General features: G+C 64.2%; 15 protein-coding genes. 11 read left to right on the forward strand and 4 right to left on the reverse strand.

The features are described from left to right. Positions 1–189 precede the first annotated feature (189 nt). The 5 genes from dksA to hslU all read left to right on the forward strand — a co-directional run bounded on the left by dksA (position 190) and on the right by hslU (position 6,131). Entirely contained in the window at positions 190–609 is a 420-nt protein-coding gene (gene dksA, locus NA29_RS01100) for an RNA polymerase-binding protein DksA (RefSeq protein WP_039401961.1), read from the forward strand. Between the two features lie 217 nt (positions 610–826). Continuing rightward, on the forward strand, positions 827–1,315 hold the full coding sequence (locus tag NA29_RS01105; RefSeq protein ID WP_039394770.1) for a hypothetical protein: 489 nt from the start codon (positions 827–829) through the stop codon (positions 1,313–1,315). A 404-nt stretch (positions 1,316–1,719) separates the two neighbouring features. After that, positions 1,720–3,750 (forward strand): TonB-dependent receptor, encoded by a 2,031-nt coding sequence (locus tag NA29_RS01110; RefSeq protein WP_039401963.1) that lies wholly within the window; start codon positions 1,720–1,722, stop codon positions 3,748–3,750. A gap of 339 nt (positions 3,751–4,089) precedes the next feature. Further along, the gene (gene hslV / locus NA29_RS01115) at positions 4,090–4,641 is read left to right on the forward strand and encodes an ATP-dependent protease subunit HslV (protein ID WP_039394773.1); all 552 of its coding nucleotides are present in this window, start codon (positions 4,090–4,092) and stop codon (positions 4,639–4,641) included. 131 nt (positions 4,642–4,772) lie between these two features. Beyond that, positions 4,773–6,131: an ATP-dependent protease ATPase subunit HslU gene (gene hslU, locus NA29_RS01120; RefSeq protein ID WP_039394776.1), complete on the forward strand. Its 1,359-nt coding sequence runs from the start codon at positions 4,773–4,775 to the stop codon at positions 6,129–6,131. Between the two features lie 64 nt (positions 6,132–6,195). Here the strand turns inward: hslU and NA29_RS01125 are convergent, their stop codons facing one another. After that, positions 6,196–6,738: a response regulator transcription factor gene (locus NA29_RS01125; RefSeq protein WP_039394779.1), complete on the reverse strand. Its 543-nt coding sequence runs from the start codon at positions 6,736–6,738 to the stop codon at positions 6,196–6,198. Continuing rightward, the gene (locus tag NA29_RS01130; protein ID WP_039394782.1) at positions 6,735–8,003 is read right to left on the reverse strand and encodes an ATP-binding protein; all 1,269 of its coding nucleotides are present in this window, start codon (positions 8,001–8,003) and stop codon (positions 6,735–6,737) included. The genes NA29_RS01125 and NA29_RS01130 overlap by 4 nt, the downstream gene beginning before the upstream one ends. Positions 8,004–8,282: 279 nt before the next feature. Between NA29_RS01130 and NA29_RS01135 the strand changes: the two genes are divergently transcribed. Beyond that, a complete protein-coding gene (locus NA29_RS01135) occupies positions 8,283–8,783 on the forward strand; it encodes a copper chaperone PCu(A)C (protein ID WP_039394786.1) in 501 nt (166 codons plus the stop codon). A gap of 11 nt (positions 8,784–8,794) precedes the next feature. On the opposite strand, the gene NA29_RS01140 is transcribed toward NA29_RS01135, so the two are convergent. Further along, entirely contained in the window at positions 8,795–9,061 is a 267-nt protein-coding gene (locus tag NA29_RS01140) for a cysteine-rich CWC family protein (RefSeq protein ID WP_150777169.1), read from the reverse strand. Between the two features lie 468 nt (positions 9,062–9,529). Between NA29_RS01140 and argB the strand changes: the two genes are divergently transcribed. Further along, positions 9,530–10,435 (forward strand): acetylglutamate kinase, encoded by a 906-nt coding sequence (gene argB, locus NA29_RS01145; protein WP_039394790.1) that lies wholly within the window; start codon positions 9,530–9,532, stop codon positions 10,433–10,435. A 169-nt stretch (positions 10,436–10,604) separates the two neighbouring features. Further along, positions 10,605–11,303 carry a Dph6-related ATP pyrophosphatase gene (locus tag NA29_RS01150; RefSeq protein WP_039394793.1) on the forward strand — a complete coding sequence of 233 codons (699 nt, stop codon included), beginning with the start codon at positions 10,605–10,607 and terminating at the stop codon, positions 11,301–11,303. Between the two features lie 52 nt (positions 11,304–11,355). Here the strand turns inward: NA29_RS01150 and NA29_RS01155 are convergent, their stop codons facing one another. After that, positions 11,356–12,261 (reverse strand): LysR family transcriptional regulator, encoded by a 906-nt coding sequence (locus tag NA29_RS01155; RefSeq protein WP_039394796.1) that lies wholly within the window; start codon positions 12,259–12,261, stop codon positions 11,356–11,358. A gap of 255 nt (positions 12,262–12,516) precedes the next feature. Between NA29_RS01155 and mdlC the strand changes: the two genes are divergently transcribed. The 3 genes from mdlC to NA29_RS01170 all read left to right on the forward strand — a co-directional run bounded on the left by mdlC (position 12,517) and on the right by NA29_RS01170 (position 17,118). Then, positions 12,517–14,145, forward strand: a complete 1,629-nt coding sequence (mdlC, locus tag NA29_RS01160) for a benzoylformate decarboxylase (protein ID WP_039401966.1) — start codon at positions 12,517–12,519, stop codon at positions 14,143–14,145. 70 nt (positions 14,146–14,215) lie between these two features. After that, positions 14,216–15,685, forward strand: coding sequence for an aldehyde dehydrogenase (locus NA29_RS01165; RefSeq protein WP_039394800.1), 1,470 nt, complete (start codon positions 14,216–14,218; stop codon positions 15,683–15,685). 65 nt (positions 15,686–15,750) lie between these two features. After that, entirely contained in the window at positions 15,751–17,118 is a 1,368-nt protein-coding gene (locus NA29_RS01170; RefSeq protein WP_039394804.1) for an MFS transporter, read from the forward strand. Positions 17,119–17,123 lie beyond the last annotated feature (5 nt).

The following is a 17,123-nucleotide window of genomic DNA, read 5'->3' on the forward strand; positions in this document are numbered from 1 at the left end:
GGCGCCAAGCGTGCTCCAGCAGGCAAATCGAAGACGGGCGACGAGGCCACCGCCAAGAAGAAGGCGCCGCCTAAATCGCCCGGCAGGAAAGTAACCCAAGAAGCCGCCCGCGGCATTGCCGGTAAGCAAGACGTGCCACCCGCTACAGGGGCATCGCCGGATCATCCGAAAGAGACGCCACAGAAACCCATGAGCAAGCAACGACTTTTGACCGAGGCCGAAATTCTGAAGATGTCCGACAAGGACTACATGAATGCGGCTCAACTCGAATTCTTCAAGAATCGTCTGGAAGAGCTGCAAGCCGAAATTCTGCGTAATGCCGGGCAGACGACCGAGAACCTGCGGGAAACCGTGGTGGTTCCGGATCCGGCCGACCGCGCGACCATCGAAGAGGAACACGCGCTCGAGCTGCGCACTCGCGATCGCGAACGCAAGCTGCTGAAGAAGGTCCAGCAGTCGCTCGCCCGCATCGACTCGGGCGATTACGGCTGGTGCGAAGAAACCGGTGAGCCGATCGGCGTGCCGCGTCTGCTCGCCCGCCCGACGGCAACGCTGTCGCTCGAAGCGCAAGAGCGTCGCGAACTGCGTCAAAAACTGTTCGGCGACTGATCGTCGACCAGTTGGCTCCGGTAACCGCGCGGTGGCGGTGCCCGGTGGCCTGAATCGATCAAAGGCATGTCTTCGCGACATGCCTTTTTTCTTTCGCGGGCATCATCGCTCAGCCGTTGTCCCTTCACCGTCGTTCCTCCACCGTCATTCCACATGACGCTCGCGGGTGACGTCACTTTATGGCAGAATTGCAACTCAGTTGCAATTTCTGTCACTCATGCCTTCCATCGACTCCGACGCTCGCCCGTGGCGTGCGCGCAAGCGCATGCGCGTTGGTCGTGGCCGCAGCGGATGGATCGTCTGGCTCATCACCGCACTGCTCTGCGTGCAGATGTGGGGCCTGCAGCATGAGATTGCACACGCGCGCGAGTTGTCCGGCATCGGGCAACACACGTTCGGACGTAGCGATGCACTCGCAGCAACGACCGCGGCGGACATCGCCAACGTTGCGGCCGATGACGACGACGCCGTCGCCGCCGACTGGTCCGTGCAATCGTCGCGCACGACACACGCCAGTTTCGGCACCCATCACCATCATTGCCATCTCTTCGAAGGGGCGACGCTCGCGGCTGCGATGGCCGTGGCGGTCCTCCATTGGGCGGGCGACGCCAGCACGGCACGCGCCCCATTGCAGGTCAACGGACGAAGCCATGCGAGCGCCGTCGTCCTGCCGTTCGACTCCCGTGCCCCGCCGGTCACGGTCTGAATCTCCGCGCATAGCCGTGTGAATCGTCGTCCTGTCCTCCCTTCATCCGAGGGGGGATCGACGCGTTCGCATCGCCCTCGCGCGCATCTGACGAATTTCCACCCGTATCCACCCGCATCCACCTGTAGGCATGCCAACGTGCGCCGCTGCTTGCGACGCGCGCTCGGGCGGTTACCGCGCGTCCATTCGTCCCGATGCCGCGCCGATACACGGGGCCCCGGCCCCATCAGACCGAATACAAGCACAAGACCGACATGGCCATCTCTACCCTTCGCGTCGCGCGTCAACGCGCGACGACCTCGCTCGCCCTGACTCCGGATGTGACATCCGCAGCGCACCGCCGCACGTCGCCCAGACTTGCACCGCTTCCGCTGGCGGCGGCGCTCACCTTCAGCGCTTTCGCCATGACCAGCCTGGCAGTTCAGGCGGCGGAAGTGTCGACGCAAGCTCCGGCCGCCGCCGCTGCACCGGCTACCCCCCCGGCCGCGCCGGACGCTGCGCTACCCGTTACGTTCGTCACGGGGAACCCGCTCGGCCGCGCCGCCGCCGACCTCGCCGCCCCGCTCACGGAACTCGACGGCCGCGCGCTGGCCCTGCGCCGCGCCACCACGCTGGGCGAAACGCTGGACGGCTTGCCCGGCGTGTCGGCTACGTCGTACGGCCCGAATGTCAGCCGCCCGATCATTCGCGGGCTCGACGGCGACCGCATTCGCGTGTTGCAAAACGGCACGGCTTCGCTCGATGCTTCGTCACTCTCCTACGATCACGCTGTGGCACAGGACCCGCTCTCCATCGAGCGCGTGGAAATCGTGCGCGGCCCGGCGGCGCTGCTCTATGGCGGTAACGCCGTCGGCGGTGTGGTCAACACTATCGACAACCGTATCCCCCGCGAAGCGCTCAACGGCATTTCCGGCGCGACCGACTTCAACTACGGCGGTGCGAACCGCGAGCGCGCAGGCGCAGCGCAGCTCGAATTCGGCAACGGCCAGTTCGCATTTCACGTCGACGGCTTTGCACGCAAGAGCGCCGATCTGCGCATTCCGGGCTTCGCCCGCTCGGCGCAACAACGCGCACGCGACGACGAAGACACGAAGCAACCGTCGGGCACCCTGCCCAATAGCGATGGCCAGACCAGTGGCGCGGCTGCCGGCGCCTCCTGGACGTGGGCCAATGGCTACGCCGGACTGTCGTACTCCGGTTACGACTCCGATTACGGCACCGTCGCCGAGGAGAACACGCGCATTCGTCTGCGTCAGCAACGTCTCGCACTCGCAAGTGAAGTACGGAACCTGAGCGGCCCGTTCACGGCGTTCAAGTTCGACTTTGGCTACACCGACTACGAACACAAGGAAATCGAGAACGGCGTGACGGGCACGACGTTCAAGAACCACGGCTACGAGGGACGCATCGAAGCGCGTCACGCGAAGATCGGGCCACTCGAAGGCGCCGTCGGTGTGCAGTTCTCGCAGAACACGTTCTCCGCGCTCGGCGAAGAAGCGTTCGTGCCCAAGAGCGACACCACCAACGTGGCGCTGTTCGCGCTCGAAGAGTGGGCCGTCAATCAGGCCGTGAAGCTCTCGTTCGGCGCCCGCATCGAGCATTCCAGCGTGAAGCCGAGTTCCGGCGGTAATGAGCGCTTCGAGAACCTGCCGTCGCGTAACTTCACACCGGGCAGCGTCTCGGCAGGCGCAGTGTTCGCGCTGGCACCGGCATGGTCGGTGGCAGTGAACACCTCATACACCGAGCGCGCGCCGACGTTCTACGAGTTGTACGCGAACGGCCCGCACCTCGCGACCGGCGTGTACGAGATCGGCAACGCGCAGGCGAAGATGGAAAAGGCCTTCTCCACCGACCTGGCGCTGCGCTACGAGAGCGGTCCCAACAAGGGCAGCGTGGGCGTGTTCTACAGCCGCTTCTCGAACTTCATCGCGCTGAACAATACCGGCCTCACAGCGCCTGGCGAAGAGAAGCCGCTGCCCGTGTATCAGTACGCCGGGGTGCCCGCCGACCTCTACGGCTTCGAGGCACAGGGCCGCGCGCGCGTGTGGCAGGGCTTGGGCGATGTCGACGTCGAACTGCGCGGCGACTACACCATTGGCCGCAATCGCGACACGGGCGAACCGCTGCCGCGTATCGCGCCGTTGCGTCTGACGGCGGCAGTTATCTACGGACTGGGCCATTGGGGGGCGCGTCTGGAAATGGTGCACGCGAGCAATCAGGGACGTGTCCCGTCCAACGATCTGACGACGAACGGCTACACCACGCTGGGCGCTGCGCTCACCTATCAGTTCAAGGCGGGCGGTGCGCAGTGGCTGGCCTATCTGAAGGGCGAGAACCTGACCAATCAGGAAGTGCGTCTCGCGAGTTCGGTGCTGCGCGACATTGCGCCGCAGGGCGGCCGTGCCGTTCGCGTGGGGTTGCGCACAACGTTCTAAGCGGCGTGGCGCGCTGAGCATTCCGCAAAATCGAGGCAATTTCCGAGAAATTGCTTCGTGGCTTCCAATTCGTGCGGCGCAATGCCGCGCGAATGTCACGATCCATGCCGCTTCGCGCGGCATCGGCTTGTCGTCGACGGCACGTCTTGCGCGATGCCGTCGACGCCTCTTGATATTCTTTCGATTGCCCTAAACTACAGTCACGTCTCGCCCGGCAGGGCGCGTCGTCACCGATCCGAGGGTTGTGCAGCCGTTGTGCTGCAGTGGTTCGGCGGTGATGCGCGCGAGGTCCGGGCCAATCGTTACGGGGCGCATGTCGCCCCCCGAAAAGGAACAGGCATGGAGCAATATCACGGCACCACCATCGTCTCCGTTCGGCGCGGCGATCAGGTCGCGCTTGGCGGTGACGGACAGGTCACGCTCGGCAACATCGTGATGAAGGGCACGGCGCGCAAGGTCCGCACGATCTATGACGGCAAGGTCATGGTCGGTTTTGCGGGCGCCACCGCAGACGCCTTCTCGCTGCTCGATCGTTTCGAGGCGAAGCTCCAGAAGCATCAGGGGCACCTCACGCGCTCGGCCGTCGAACTCGCAAAGGACTGGCGCACCGATCGTATGCTGCGCCGCCTCGAAGCGATGATGATCGTCGCCGACGCGGAAACCACGCTGGTCATCACCGGTAACGGCGATGTGCTCGATCCGGAAGGCGGTGTGGCGGCCATCGGTTCGGGCGGTTCGTATGCACAGGCGGCAGCACGCGCGCTGGTCGAAAATACCGACCTGACGCCGGCCGAGATCGTCAAGAAGGCGCTGACGATCGCGGGCGAAATGTGCATCTACACCAACGACAATCACATCATCGAATCGCTGCCGCCCAAGGCAGCGAAGTAACGACGGACGACGCACGTGCCGCAGCAGGTGGACTCCTGCGGCACGCTCTGCCGGCCGGTGGCTGATCGTGGTATCGACAGCCGTCCGGCCGGGCGTCGGCCTCTTTGCGAACCCCTAATCTGGCGAACGTCATGACCCATATGACCCCCTCCGAGATCGTTTCCGAACTCGACAAACACATCATCGGCCAGCACAAGGCCAAGAAGGCTGTTGCGGTGGCGTTGCGCAACCGCTGGCGTCGTCAGCAGGTGGCTGAGCCCCTGCGTCAGGAAATCACGCCGAAGAACATTCTGATGATCGGACCGACGGGCGTCGGCAAGACCGAAATCGCCCGCCGTCTGGCCAAACTCGCCGACGCGCCGTTCATCAAGGTCGAAGCCACTAAGTTCACCGAAGTCGGCTATGTGGGCCGCGACGTGGACAGCATCGTGCGCGACCTCGCGGAAATCGCGATCAAGCAAACGCGCGAAGCCGAAATGAAGAAGGTGCGCACCAAGGCCGAAGATCGTGCCGAGGACCGCATTCTCGACTTGCTGTTGCCGACGGGCCGTGAATCGTCGCGCGACATTCGTTTCGGTTCGGCATCGGTGGAAGCCGAGCCGGGCGGCGAAGATAACGCCACGCGTCAGACATTCCGCAAGCGTCTGCGCGAAGGTGCGCTCGACGACAAGGAAATCGAGCTCGAAGTCGAGATTCCGGCGCAGGGCATGGAAATCATGGGCCCGCCGGGAATGGAAGAAATGACCGAGCAGATCAAGGGCATGTTCGCGAATCTGGGCAACCAGAAGAAGAAGCGTCAGAAGCTCAAGATCAAGGACGCGCTCAAGATCCTGACCGACGAAGAAGCCTCGAAGATGCTCAACGACGAAGAGGTCAAGCAACTGGCGCTGCGCAACGTCGAACAGAACGGTATTGTGTTCCTCGACGAGATCGACAAGATCGCCACGCGCAGCGAAGTGGGCGGCGGCGACGTCTCGCGTCAGGGCGTGCAGCGCGACCTGCTGCCGCTGGTCGAAGGCACGACCGTGAGCACGAAGTTCGGCATGATCAAGACGGACCACATTCTGTTTATTGCGAGCGGTGCGTTCCATCTGGCCAAGCCGAGCGATCTGATTCCGGAACTGCAAGGCCGCTTCCCGATTCGCGTCGAACTCGAATCGCTGTCGGTCGAAGACTTCGAGGCGATTCTCACGCAAACGGACGCGAGCCTCGTGAAGCAGTATCAGGCATTGCTGGCGACCGAAGACGTGAAGCTCGAATTCGCACCGGACGGCATCAAGCGTCTTGCGGAGATTGCGTTCTCGGTCAACGAGAAGACGGAGAACATCGGCGCACGCCGTCTGTACACCGTCATCGAAAAGTTGCTCGAAGACATTTCGTACAGCGCAGGCAAGCAGTCCAACGAAGTCGTCACGATCAACACCGAGTACGTGAACCGCTTCCTGGAAGAGGTGGCGCAGAACGAAGATCTGTCGCGCTACGTGCTGTAAGCGTCGTCATCGCTGCACCATGAAAAAAGGCCCCTCGGGGCCTTTTTTCTTTTCTGCGTCCGGCTCACTGCTTGACCGGTCGCTTGAGCAGTTTGCGTTGCAACGTGCGTCGGTGCATGTTCAGCGCGCGGGCAGTCGCAGAGATGTTGCCGTTGTGCTCGGCGAGCACGCGCTGAATGTGTTCCCACTCCAGTCGCGCGACCGACAGCGGCGAGGGGTTTTCGATGGCTTCGTCCGCTTGCGTTTCGCTCGCATCGCTGCGCAGCGATGCAAGGATCGTATCGGCATTGGCTGGCTTGGCCAGATAGTTGTCTGCACCGTCCTTAACGGCCTGCACGGCGGTGGCGATGCTTGCGTAACCGGTCAGTACCAGCATGCGGGCTTTCGGTTGCAGCGCGCGCAACGGCGCGATGAGCGGCAGGCCGGAGTCGTGGCCGAGATGCAGGTCGACCGAGATGAGATCGAACTGACGCGTGCGAGCGGCGAGCAAGGCGGCGGCGCTGTCTGCGGCGATCTGCACGTCGTAGCCGCGACGTGTCAGGGCGCGGGCGAGCGTTTCGGCAAAGACGACGTCGTCATCGATAAGAAGGAAGTGGGAGGCGTTCATGTCTGACTCCGCGAACCGAAGAAGAAAGTGGCCATCGGCAGGCGCAATTCGGCGCGCGTGCCTTGCGGCATGTTGGGGGCGAGGGTGATGTCGCCGCCGAGACGTTGTGCGCTGGCAAAGGCGAGATACAGCCCCATGCCGTGTCCGCCGTGCGTGCTCATGACGGGCGAGTTGCCCAGCCGGGTGCGCAACTCGGCGGACATGCCGGGGCCTTCGTCGCAAACGGTGAAGCGTACGTCTTCCGGCGTGGCGGCCACGTCGAGCGTGACCGACGACGGACTGAAGTACGCCGCATTATCGAGCAGGATCGTCAGGATCTGTCCGACCTGCACGGTATCTTCGATGCGCGTGGTCAATTCCGGCGGCACGTGTAACTGAAATTGCACCTGTGGATGACGCAAGCGCCACTGCGTGGTGAACGCGGGCAACCATTCAGCCATCGCCTGACGCACCGGTGCAGCCGCGCGCATCTGCACATGCCCGATCGCGCTCTTGCACAGCGCAATCTGTTGCTCCAGCGTTTGCAGATCGGGCTCGAACGACTTCAGTGCGTCGTTGCCCAGACTCTCGCTGCGAAGCTCGCCGACGACCACGGCCATCGTCGAGAGCGGCGTGCCGAGTTCGTGTGCGACGCTTGCGGCCTGCGCGCCGAGCGCGGCCATCCGTTCGTCGCGCAACAGACGCTGTTCGGCGCGGGCGAGTTGCGCATCGCGAGCGCGCAGGGCGCGCGACATGCGCGAGACGAACCACGCGATCACCAGCACGCTGACCACGAAGTTCACCCACATCCCGGCAAGATGCAGACGCAGCAGATTGCCAGGGTCGGCGAGATCGAGCGGCACGTACTGGAAGTTCAGTGCGCCGTAGGCGACGAGCGAGAGCAGCGCCAGTTGCGACGCATTGCGCCACGGCAACACGGCAGCGGCAATGGCCAGACCGGGCAGGAACAGCGAGACGAAGGGATTGGTCGCGCCGCCGGAGAAGAACAGCAGCGCCGTGAGGGCCGCCAGATCGACGAGCAACTGGCTCATCAGATCGAGATCGGTGCGACGCTTGGCCCGCTCGACACCGCGTCGGGCGCGTATCCAGGTGAGCACGTTGAACAGGACTTCCAGCGCGACGATGGTGAGCATCGGCTCCAGTGGAAGCCGCACGCCTAACCAGAGTTGCGCGACGCCGATGGTCGCCAACTGGCCGACGATAGCCAGACAGCGCAGCCAGAAAAGCTGGACGACGTTGGTTCGCTCGATGGGAAAATGAGTCATACGACAAGTGTACCAAGTCCGGGTCACGCGCCATCTGGCGTTGCGAGGCGCTGCGACACTCTGCCGCATCGGCCTGAGGCCGGGTATTACAAGGGCGGCACACGCATTTACCAACGCACGACTACAATGGTCGTTCACATTTTGCGCGACATCTCGCCGCGCAATGTCTTCGTCCGAAAGACAGACATGGATTGGGATGGACCGGCGTCGGACATTGTTCGTCGACGCCTCTGATTCGTCAGTTCGTCGTCAGCCCGTCGACAACAAAAAGGAGTTTGCATGAAGCACAAGCTTTTGGTGGCGGCCGCATTCAGTCTTGGCATGGCGTCGGCCTCGGTCTTCGCTCAGTCGCAGGTGGATGTATCCGACGCGTGGGCGCGCGGTACGGTCCCGGGTCAGACATCGTCGGCCGTCTACATGACGCTCCAGGCGCATCAGGCAACCACGCTGCTCAGCGTGAGCACCCCCGCCGCCGCGAACGCCGAAGTGCATGAAATGAAGCTCGAAGGCACGGTGATGAAGATGCGCGCGCTGCCCAAGGGGCTGCCGCTGGAGGCCAACAAGCCGGTCGCACTCAAGCCGGGCAGCTATCACATCATGCTCACGGATCTGAAGGGCCCGCTCAAGAAGGGCGACACCGTGCCGGTGACGTTGAAGTTCGAGACGGCCGATCACAAGACGTCCGAGCAACTGGTGAAGGCTACCGTGCGTGACCTGACGTCGGCGCCGCCGGCCGGTGGCGGCATGGCTGGCATGGCCCACGGCGCACACAGCCAGTAAGCGTCGCGTCTCTAAATAGAGATGTCCGGATCGGCGGCGGTGCCGCCGACCGGCACGCCAGCGGCGACGAGCGCTGCGCGCAGGCAGGCCGGGCAGAGGCAGGCACCCACGCCCAGCCGGGCCGACGCGGGCAGGTGCGGCCAATCGAGGCACCAGCATTGCACCTCGTGCGCTGCGCCGTCGCTTCCCGTCTTCCCGCTTCCCGACGCGATCGCCCCACACGCCACGACCGTGCCGCACTGCGGGCAGCGCGACGGATCGACCGGCTCAACACACATGTCGACGGTCATCGGCTCCCCCGGTCGGCGCGACCCCAATCCCCTGCATCGCCCGGCAATTTCCGTCCTGTGAGAGAGGCGTCGCCGCTCTTGGCCCCCCGCCAGTTGTACAACTGCAACAGCATGGACGCTGTCATCGACCGGCCACACGTGCCGGGGTACGGCGCGCAAATCGGGTGACTAGCGGGGCAGAGAAGCGACACGGTAAAAATCGGCCACTGACGGGCGTCCTTTAATGAGTGAAAGGGGTGATACGCACGAACGGCGCTGTGCCGCTGACGGGGCGAAAATCGCCGCGTTTGCGTTTGCGGACCGACCTGTGGGGGAGGGTAGCCATGGGCTTTTGCCGATGCAAGGGGCAGCCCCTTCCGAAACCCCTCAAACCCCCGCACGCCAAGGCTTCTTGGCTGTACAATTCGCCGTGTTTCCTGGTCCACCTGCTCCATTTGTGAGAAGAACCTTCCTGCCATGTCCGATCTGCAACTGAATTCCATCGACGACATCGCACCCGCTCTCAAGGCCGAAATTCTGGCTGAGGCGATGCCGTATATCCGCAAGTATCACGGGAAGACCGTGGTCATCAAATACGGCGGCAACGCCATGACCGAAGAGCGATTGAAGCGCAGTTTCGCGCGCGACGTCATTTTGCTCAAGCTCGTCGGTATCAATCCGGTGGTGGTGCACGGTGGTGGCCCGCAGATCGATCAGGCGCTCAAGAAGATCGGTAAGCAGGGCACGTTCATCCAGGGCATGCGCGTGACCGACGAAGAGACGATGGAAGTCGTCGAGTGGGTGCTTGGCGGCGAAGTTCAGCAGGACATCGTCATGCTGATCAACCAGTACGGCGGTCAGGCGGTGGGTCTCACCGGCAAGGACGGCGGTCTGATCAACGCGCGCAAGATGATGCTGCCGGATCGTGAGAACGCCGGTCAGTTCCTGGACATTGGCTATGTCGGTGAAGTGGACTCGATCAACCCGGCGGTCGTGCGCGCGCTCCAGGACGACGCTTTCATCCCGGTGATCTCGCCGATCGGCGTGGGCGAAGACGGTCAGGCTTACAACATCAACGCCGACCTCGTCGCGGGCAAGCTGGCGACCGTGCTGGGCGCCGAGAAGGTGGTGATGATGACCAACATCCCGGGCGTGATGGACAAGGACGGCAATCTGCTGACCGATCTGTCGGCGCGCGAGATCGACGAACTGTTCGCAGACGGCACGATCTCGGGCGGCATGCTGCCGAAGATCTCGTCGGCGCTCGACGCGGCGAAGAGCGGCGTGAAGTCGGTGCACATCGTCGACGGCCGCATCGAACACTCGGTGCTGCTGGAGATTCTGACGGAGCAGCCGTTCGGCACGATGATCCGCTCGCACTGAGCCGGACGTCATGACGACAACCTTGAAGGCCGCGCCGACATCGTGTCGTGGTCAGCGAGGTGCGACGGCAGCGTCGGACTGATTCAAGTGGCGGACCCTTCGGGGTCCGCTTTGCATTTGCGCGCCATGCGGCGAGCGTGTAACCCCACTCTCCATCTCACAAGACACCATGTCGACCCCTGCCTTCTTTTCCTGGAGCGGTGGCAAGGATTCCTGCCTTGCCCTGCATCACGCGATGTCGTGCGATACCGGCGGCGAACCGCATTACGACGTGAGACGACTGCTAGCGATGTTCGACGAGACGGGCGACAGCTCGCGCTCGCACGGTTTGCCGCGCGAGTTGATGCAGGCGCAGGCCGACGCGCTCGGCATCGCGCTCGACGTCGGTCTGGCGGGCTGGCGTGAGTACGAAGCGACGTTCGTCGCGCGGTTGCAGGCGATGCGTGCCGAGGGCGTCACGCACGGGCTGTTCGGCGACATCGATCTTCAACCGCATCGCGACTGGGAGGAAAAGGTGTGTGCGGCGGCAGGCATGACGGCGGTATTGCCGCTCTGGCAGCGCGAACGTCTCACGCTCGCGCACGAGTTCATCTCGCTGGGGTATCGCGCGGTGATCGTGTGTGTGGACGGGCGGCACCTCGGGCCGGAGTTCGTCGGCCGCGAGTATGACGCGTCGCTGCTGGCCGATCTGCCGGAGGGTGTCGACGCTTGCGGCGAGAACGGCGAGTTCCACACCTTCGCCTACGACGGCCCGCGCTTTGCGCAGCCGGTGCCGTGGCGTATCGAGCGCGTCGAGACGATTCATGGTCCCAAAGAGTATGGCGGCACGCCCTACCACCGTGCACATATCGTCGGCGACGGCGCTTGAGAACATTTCCGTGTCACCCGGCACGTCGATCACGCCGCGCCCCGACGTCTCCTCAGTCCGGCGCAGTCAGCTTGCGCAATTCGTCGAGCAGCTTGGCGGCGGGGCTCGGCAGAATGCCCTGACGACGTCGGAAGGCGGTGAGCGTGCGCGTGGCGCGCACGGTGGCAATCGGCAGTGTGTCCATCACGCGCGCCTGCGCTTCGACGTCGTACATCGGCTCGGGCATCCACGTCAGAAAGCCGCATCGCGCGACCATGCTCTTGAGCACCGGCACGGAGCGCGTTTCCACGACGATGTTCGGCAAGCCCAGCCCGTGTGCGGCGAACACGCTTTGCATATGGGCGTAGGGCGCGGTGCCGCGTGGCGGAATCGCCCAGCGCTCCTCAAGCGTGTCGGCGAGCGTAATCGTCTTTCGCTTGCGCAACGGATGGTCGCACCGCGCGACCACGTAACTGTCGTCTTCCCAATGGCAATCGGGAACCGCGACGATGTCGTCGGTGTCCGGTGCGACGGTCGATAGCGCCAGATCGATCTCGTGACGCATGAGCCCCTGCGCCAGTCGATCCCAGACCCCCTCGATGATTTCCACGCGCAGATTCGGCCAGCGCGTGAGCACCCGGTCGACGGCGAGCGGCAGCACGTGGCTCGCGATGGCACCGACCGCGCCGACCTTGATCGTGCCTTTGGCGAGGCCGCGCAACGCGTCGATTTCCTCACGCGCATGTTCGGCTTCTCGCGCCAGCAGCATCGCGTGCGGCAGTAGCGCCTGCCCGAATGCCGTCAGCTCCATCCCCTTGCTGTGACGCTCGAACAGCGGTGCGCCCAGATCCGTTTCGAGACGCTTGATCGTGCGGCTGAGCGCGGGCTGCGTGAGATGCAGTTCCGTGGCGGCGCGCCCCAGACTGCCGGTCGCGACGATGGTCGTGAAGGCGCGCAGTTGCTGAAGATTGAGGCTCATTGCGAACGACGGAACTCCCGGAGTTGAGACGACACCGACCGAAGGATGACGCGATAGGCCGGCCGCGCAAAGTCATGCAAAAGCGTAATGACTTTGGCACGTAAAAGCAATTCCGGTGCATATATCGTCTGCCTATACTCGCAAAATCGCTCGTCCGATCACGCACCCGATCATTCACGTGTGCGCGCCGCGAGCCACCACAAGAACCATGCCATCACGCCCGCGCGTCGACGGCAGCACGAGACAACCGACTCCATGAAAGACAGCCGAGAACTTCGCGCCGGTCAGCCCGCTGGCACCTCCGACACACTCACCGTGCGCGAGGTCGTCATCGACCTGATGCGCCGCCACGGCATGACCAAGGTCTTCGCCAACCCGGGGTCGACGGAACTGCCGCTGTTCCGCGACTTCCCCGAAGACTTCGAGTACGTGCTGGGATTGCAGGAAGCGGTTGTCGTCGGCATGGCGGACGGTTACGCACAGGCCACCGGCAACGCGGCGTTCATCAATCTGCATTCCGCCGCCGGTGTCGGCAACGCGATGGGCAACATCTTTACCGCGTACAAGAATCACACGCCGCTCATCGTGACGGCGGGCCAGCAAGCCCGCTCGATCCTGCCGTTCGATCCGTTCCTCGCATCCGTGCGGGCGACCGAATTGCCGCAGCCGTACGTCAAATTCAGTCTCGAACCGGCGCGCGCCGAAGACGTGCCGCTGGCGCTCGCCCGCGCCTATCACATCGCCATGCAGGAGCCGAAGGGGCCGGTGTTCGTGTCGATTCCGGTGGACGACTGGGATCGTCCGGCCGAGGCGCTGCCGCCGCGTCAGGTGAGCACACGGGTGCAGGCCGACCCGGTCGCGCTCGCACAACTCGCAGCGGCGCTCGATGCGTGCGAGCGTCCGGCGTTCGTCGTCGGCTCGTCGATCGATCGCGCGGGGGCGTTCGACGCCGTGGTCGCGCTTGCCGAGCGTCACAATGCGCGCGTCTTCACGGCGCCGATGTGCGCCCGCTGCGCGTTCCCGGAAGACCATCGTCTGTTTGCAGGTTTCCTGCCGTCAATGCGCGAGAAGATCGTTGGCCTGCTCGGCGGGCACGATCTGATTCTGGTGATCGGTGCCCCCGCATTCACCTATCACGTAGAAGGCGCTGGCCCGCACGTGCCGGAAGGCGCGTCGCTGTTCCAACTGATCGAAGACCCGGGCGTTGCCGCGTGGACACCGGTCGGCGCGTCGGTCGTGGGCAACGTGCGTCTGGGCGTGGAAGCACTGCTCGCGCGCGATGTGCCCAACGAGCGCACGCAGCCGCCCGCGCGCGCCGTCCCGCCCGTGGCTGCATCGAACGCACCCGGTGAGCCGATGACGACGGCCTTCGCACTGCAAACGCTCGCCGAAGTGCGCGACGCACGGGACATCGTCGTAGAGGAAGCCCCGAGCGCGCGCTCGGTGATGCAGCAATACCTGCCGTTCACTCTGCCGGGCACGTTCTACACGATGAACAGCGGCGGTCTGGGCTACTCGATGCCAGCGGCCGTCGGCGTGGCGATGGCCAATCCGGGGTGCCGCATCATCGGCCTGATTGGCGATGGCTCGGCGATGTACTCGATTCAGGCGCTATGGAGCGCTGCGCAGGCTCGCCTGCCGATTACCTTCGTCATCCTGAACAATCGACGCTACGCCGCATTGCAGGACTTCGCGCCGTCGTTCGGCTTTGGTCCGAAGGATCCGGTGCAGGGCACCGACCTGCCTGATCTCGACTTCGTTCGTATGGCCGAAGGCATGGGCCTGCGTGCGCAACGCGTGGAGCAGGGAAGCGAGTTGCGCGACGTCTTGTCGCACGCCATTGCCAGCGGCGAGACGCGTCTCGTCGAACTCGTGGTGGCATGATGCACGGCGATAGCGGGCTGTCTTGCGACGGCATCGCGCGACCCACAACGAATTAAGGAGACGTCAAACCATGTCCATCCAACAAGATCCGCAAGCCCTCACGATGCTGATCGCTGGCAAACGCGTTAGCGCCACCAACGGCGCAACGTTCGAGCGACGCAATCCGCTTGACGGTGGCGTCGCGTCGCGCGCCCCCGCTGCCACCGTCGAACAGGCGCGCGCTGCGGTGCGTGCTGCGTGGGATGCGTTCCCCGCATGGTCGAACACCGGCCCCGGCGAGCGTCGTGCGCTTTTGATGAAAGCGGCCGACCAACTCGAAGCGAAGGTCGAACAATTTCAGGCCGCGATGGCGGCGGAGACGGGGGCGTCCGGTCTGTGGGCCGGTTTCAACGTCCATCTCGCCGCACAAGGTCTGCGTGAAGCCGCTGCGATGACGACCCAGATCGCGGGCGAGATCATTCCGTCGGATGTGCCGGGCAGTCTCGCGATGGGCGTGCGCCAGGCGGCAGGCGTAGTGCTGGGCATCGCACCGTGGAACGCACCGGTCATTCTCGGCGTGCGCGCGCTGGCGTTGCCGCTCGCTTGCGGAAACACCGTCGTATTCAAGGGCTCGGAATTGTGTCCGGCCACGCACGGCCTGATCGCCGACGCGCTGGACGAAGCCGGTTTGCCGCCGGGCGTCGTGAACTTCATCACCAACGCCCCGAAGGACGCGGGCGTTATCGTCGAAGCGCTGATTGCAGAACCGGCCGTGCGCCGCGTGAACTTCACCGGCTCCACGCGTGTGGGACGCATCATCGCCGGTCTTTGCGCCGAACATCTCAAACCGGCGGTGCTGGAGCTGGGCGGCAAAGCGCCGTGCCTCGTGCTGGACGATGCCGATCTTGACGATGCCGTGAACGGCGTGGCGTTCGGAGCGTTTGCCAACTCCGGTCAGATCTGCATGTCGACGGAGCGCATCGTCGTGGCCGAATCGATTGCCGACGCCTTCGTCGACAAGCTCGCCGCCAAGGCGCGTTCGCTGCCGCTCGGCGATCCGCGCAAAGGTCCGGTCGTCCTCGGTTCGGTGATCGACATGGCTACGGTCGAGCGGTGCAACGCACTGATCGACGACGCCCTTGCCAAGGGCGCGAAGCTGCTGTGCGGCGGTCGCGCCGAGACCACGCTCATGCCTGCGACGCTGCTCGATCACGTCACGCCGGACATGGCGATCTACGCGCAAGAGTCGTTCGGTCCGGTCAAAGGCATCGTGCGCGTGAAGGACGACGAAGCGGCCATCGCCTGCGCCAACGACAACGCGTACGGTTTGTCCTCTGCCGTGTTCAGCCGCGACATTGCGCGCGCGATGGGCGTGGCCAAACGCATCGAGTCGGGCATCTGCCACATCAATGGCCCCACCGTGCACGACGAAGCGCAGATGCCGTTCGGCGGCGTGAAGTCGAGCGGCTGGGGACGCTTCGGCGGCAAAGCAGGCGTTCATGAATTCACCGATCTGCGCTGGATGACGGTGCAGACCACCCCGCGTCATTACCCGTTTTGACGTTACGTAAGACCACCATACCGCCGCAGCCGGGAGACCGGAATAGACGGCCGGAGGAGACAACCGTGTCACAACCGTTTGAAACTGCCCCTGCGGGGGTGAGCGCTGCATCCGCTGCGCCCGCTACATCCGGTCAGCCGCATGCCACCGATGCCCCGGCGGCGGCCGCCCCGAACTTCGGTCGCGTGGTCGCGGCGAGTTGCTTCGGCACCGCCATCGAGTGGTACGACTTTTTCGTCTACGGCTTTCTCGCGCCCATCGTGTTCGACCGGCTGTTCTTCCCGCAGCTCGATTCGATGACGGGCATGATCGCGGTGTTCGCCACCTTCGCCGTCGGCTTCCTCGCGCGACCCATCGGCGGCATCGTCTTCGGTCACTTCGGCGACCGCATCGGACGAAAGTCGATTCTGTTGTTCACGCTGATTCTGATGGGCGTGGCGACGACGCTCATCGGCTTGCTGCCGACCTACGCGATGGTCGGCATGTGGGCACCCATCATGCTCGTGACGCTGCGCTTCATTCAGGGCTTCGCGCTCGGCGGCGAGTCCGTCGGCGGGCTGCTGATGACGGTCGAAGGCGCACCTGCGCACTTGCGTGGCCTCTTCGGCGGGCTGATTCAGGCTGCAGGGCCGACGTCGATTGTCGGCGCGTCGCTCGCTATCGTGCTCATCACCCGTCTGCCGGAAGAGGACCTGCTGTCATGGGGTTGGCGTCTGCCGTTCCTCGTGAGTCTGCTGCTGGTGGCGCTCGGCACCTACGTGCGTCTTAAGGTCGAGGAGTCGCCGACTTTCAAGGCTGCGGAGCAGCATCGCGATATCGCGAAGGTGCCGGTGGCCGAGGTGCTCACGCATTACTGGCGTCCGACGCTCGTCACGTTCTTCATCTGTCTGGCCGAGACGAGCTTCTTCTATCTGGTGGCGATCTTTTCGCTCTCGTACGGCACGAAAACGCTCGGCCTGCCGCGCAACGTGATGGCCGACGGCGTGCTGTACGCCAACATCCTCGCCATGCTCACGATTCCGGCGTTCGGCATGCTGTCGGACAAACTCGGACGCCGTCCGATGTTCCTGATGGGACTCGCTGCCACGGCGCTCTTCATCTACCCGTTCTTCCTGATGATGGGCAGTAAGGAGACGGCGCTTGTCGTGTGCGCCATCGTGATCGGCGCGGGCGTCATCCATCCGATGATGTTCGGTCCGGAAGGCAGCTTCTTCTCGGAGTTGTTCGATACGCGCGTGCGCTTCTCTGGCGTGTCGCTCGGCAAGCAGATCGGGACGGTGCTCGGTGGCGGTCTCGCACCGATGATCGCGGCAAGTTTGCTGGCATGGAGCCACGGTCAGATCTGGCCCGTGATCGTCTACTTCCTCGTGCTCGCGGCCATGGCGCTGATCTCGACGGTGCTTGTGCGCGAGACCCGGTATCGAGTGATGTGACGCAC

It is taken from the genome of Pandoraea sputorum, assembly GCF_000814845.2.
Classification (GTDB): domain Bacteria; phylum Pseudomonadota; class Gammaproteobacteria; order Burkholderiales; family Burkholderiaceae; genus Pandoraea; species Pandoraea sputorum.

Bases quoted from the DNA above. Each gene is read 5' to 3' on its own strand.
- NA29_RS01130 (WP_039394782.1), bottom strand. From the start codon at position 8,003: ATGACTCATTTTCCCATCGAGCGAACCAACGTCGTCCAGCTTTTCTGG.
- NA29_RS01110 (WP_039401963.1), top strand. From the start codon at position 1,720: ATGACCAGCCTGGCAGTTCAGGCGGCGGAAGTGTCGACGCAAGCTCCG.
- NA29_RS01125 (WP_039394779.1), bottom strand. From the start codon at position 6,738: ATGAACGCCTCCCACTTCCTTCTTATCGATGACGACGTCGTCTTTGCC.
- hslV (WP_039394773.1), top strand. From the start codon at position 4,090: ATGGAGCAATATCACGGCACCACCATCGTCTCCGTTCGGCGCGGCGAT.
- NA29_RS01155 (WP_039394796.1), bottom strand. From the start codon at position 12,261: ATGAGCCTCAATCTTCAGCAACTGCGCGCCTTCACGACCATCGTCGCG.
- NA29_RS01105 (WP_039394770.1), top strand. From the start codon at position 827: ATGCCTTCCATCGACTCCGACGCTCGCCCGTGGCGTGCGCGCAAGCGC.
- NA29_RS01135 (WP_039394786.1), top strand. From the start codon at position 8,283: ATGAAGCACAAGCTTTTGGTGGCGGCCGCATTCAGTCTTGGCATGGCG.
- mdlC (WP_039401966.1), top strand. From the start codon at position 12,517: ATGAAAGACAGCCGAGAACTTCGCGCCGGTCAGCCCGCTGGCACCTCC.
- hslU (WP_039394776.1), top strand. From the start codon at position 4,773: ATGACCCATATGACCCCCTCCGAGATCGTTTCCGAACTCGACAAACAC.
- argB (WP_039394790.1), top strand. From the start codon at position 9,530: ATGTCCGATCTGCAACTGAATTCCATCGACGACATCGCACCCGCTCTC.
- NA29_RS01165 (WP_039394800.1), top strand. From the start codon at position 14,216: ATGTCCATCCAACAAGATCCGCAAGCCCTCACGATGCTGATCGCTGGC.
- NA29_RS01140 (WP_150777169.1), bottom strand. From the start codon at position 9,061: ATGTGTGTTGAGCCGGTCGATCCGTCGCGCTGCCCGCAGTGCGGCACG.
- dksA (WP_039401961.1), top strand. From the start codon at position 190: ATGAGCAAGCAACGACTTTTGACCGAGGCCGAAATTCTGAAGATGTCC.
- NA29_RS01150 (WP_039394793.1), top strand. From the start codon at position 10,605: ATGTCGACCCCTGCCTTCTTTTCCTGGAGCGGTGGCAAGGATTCCTGC.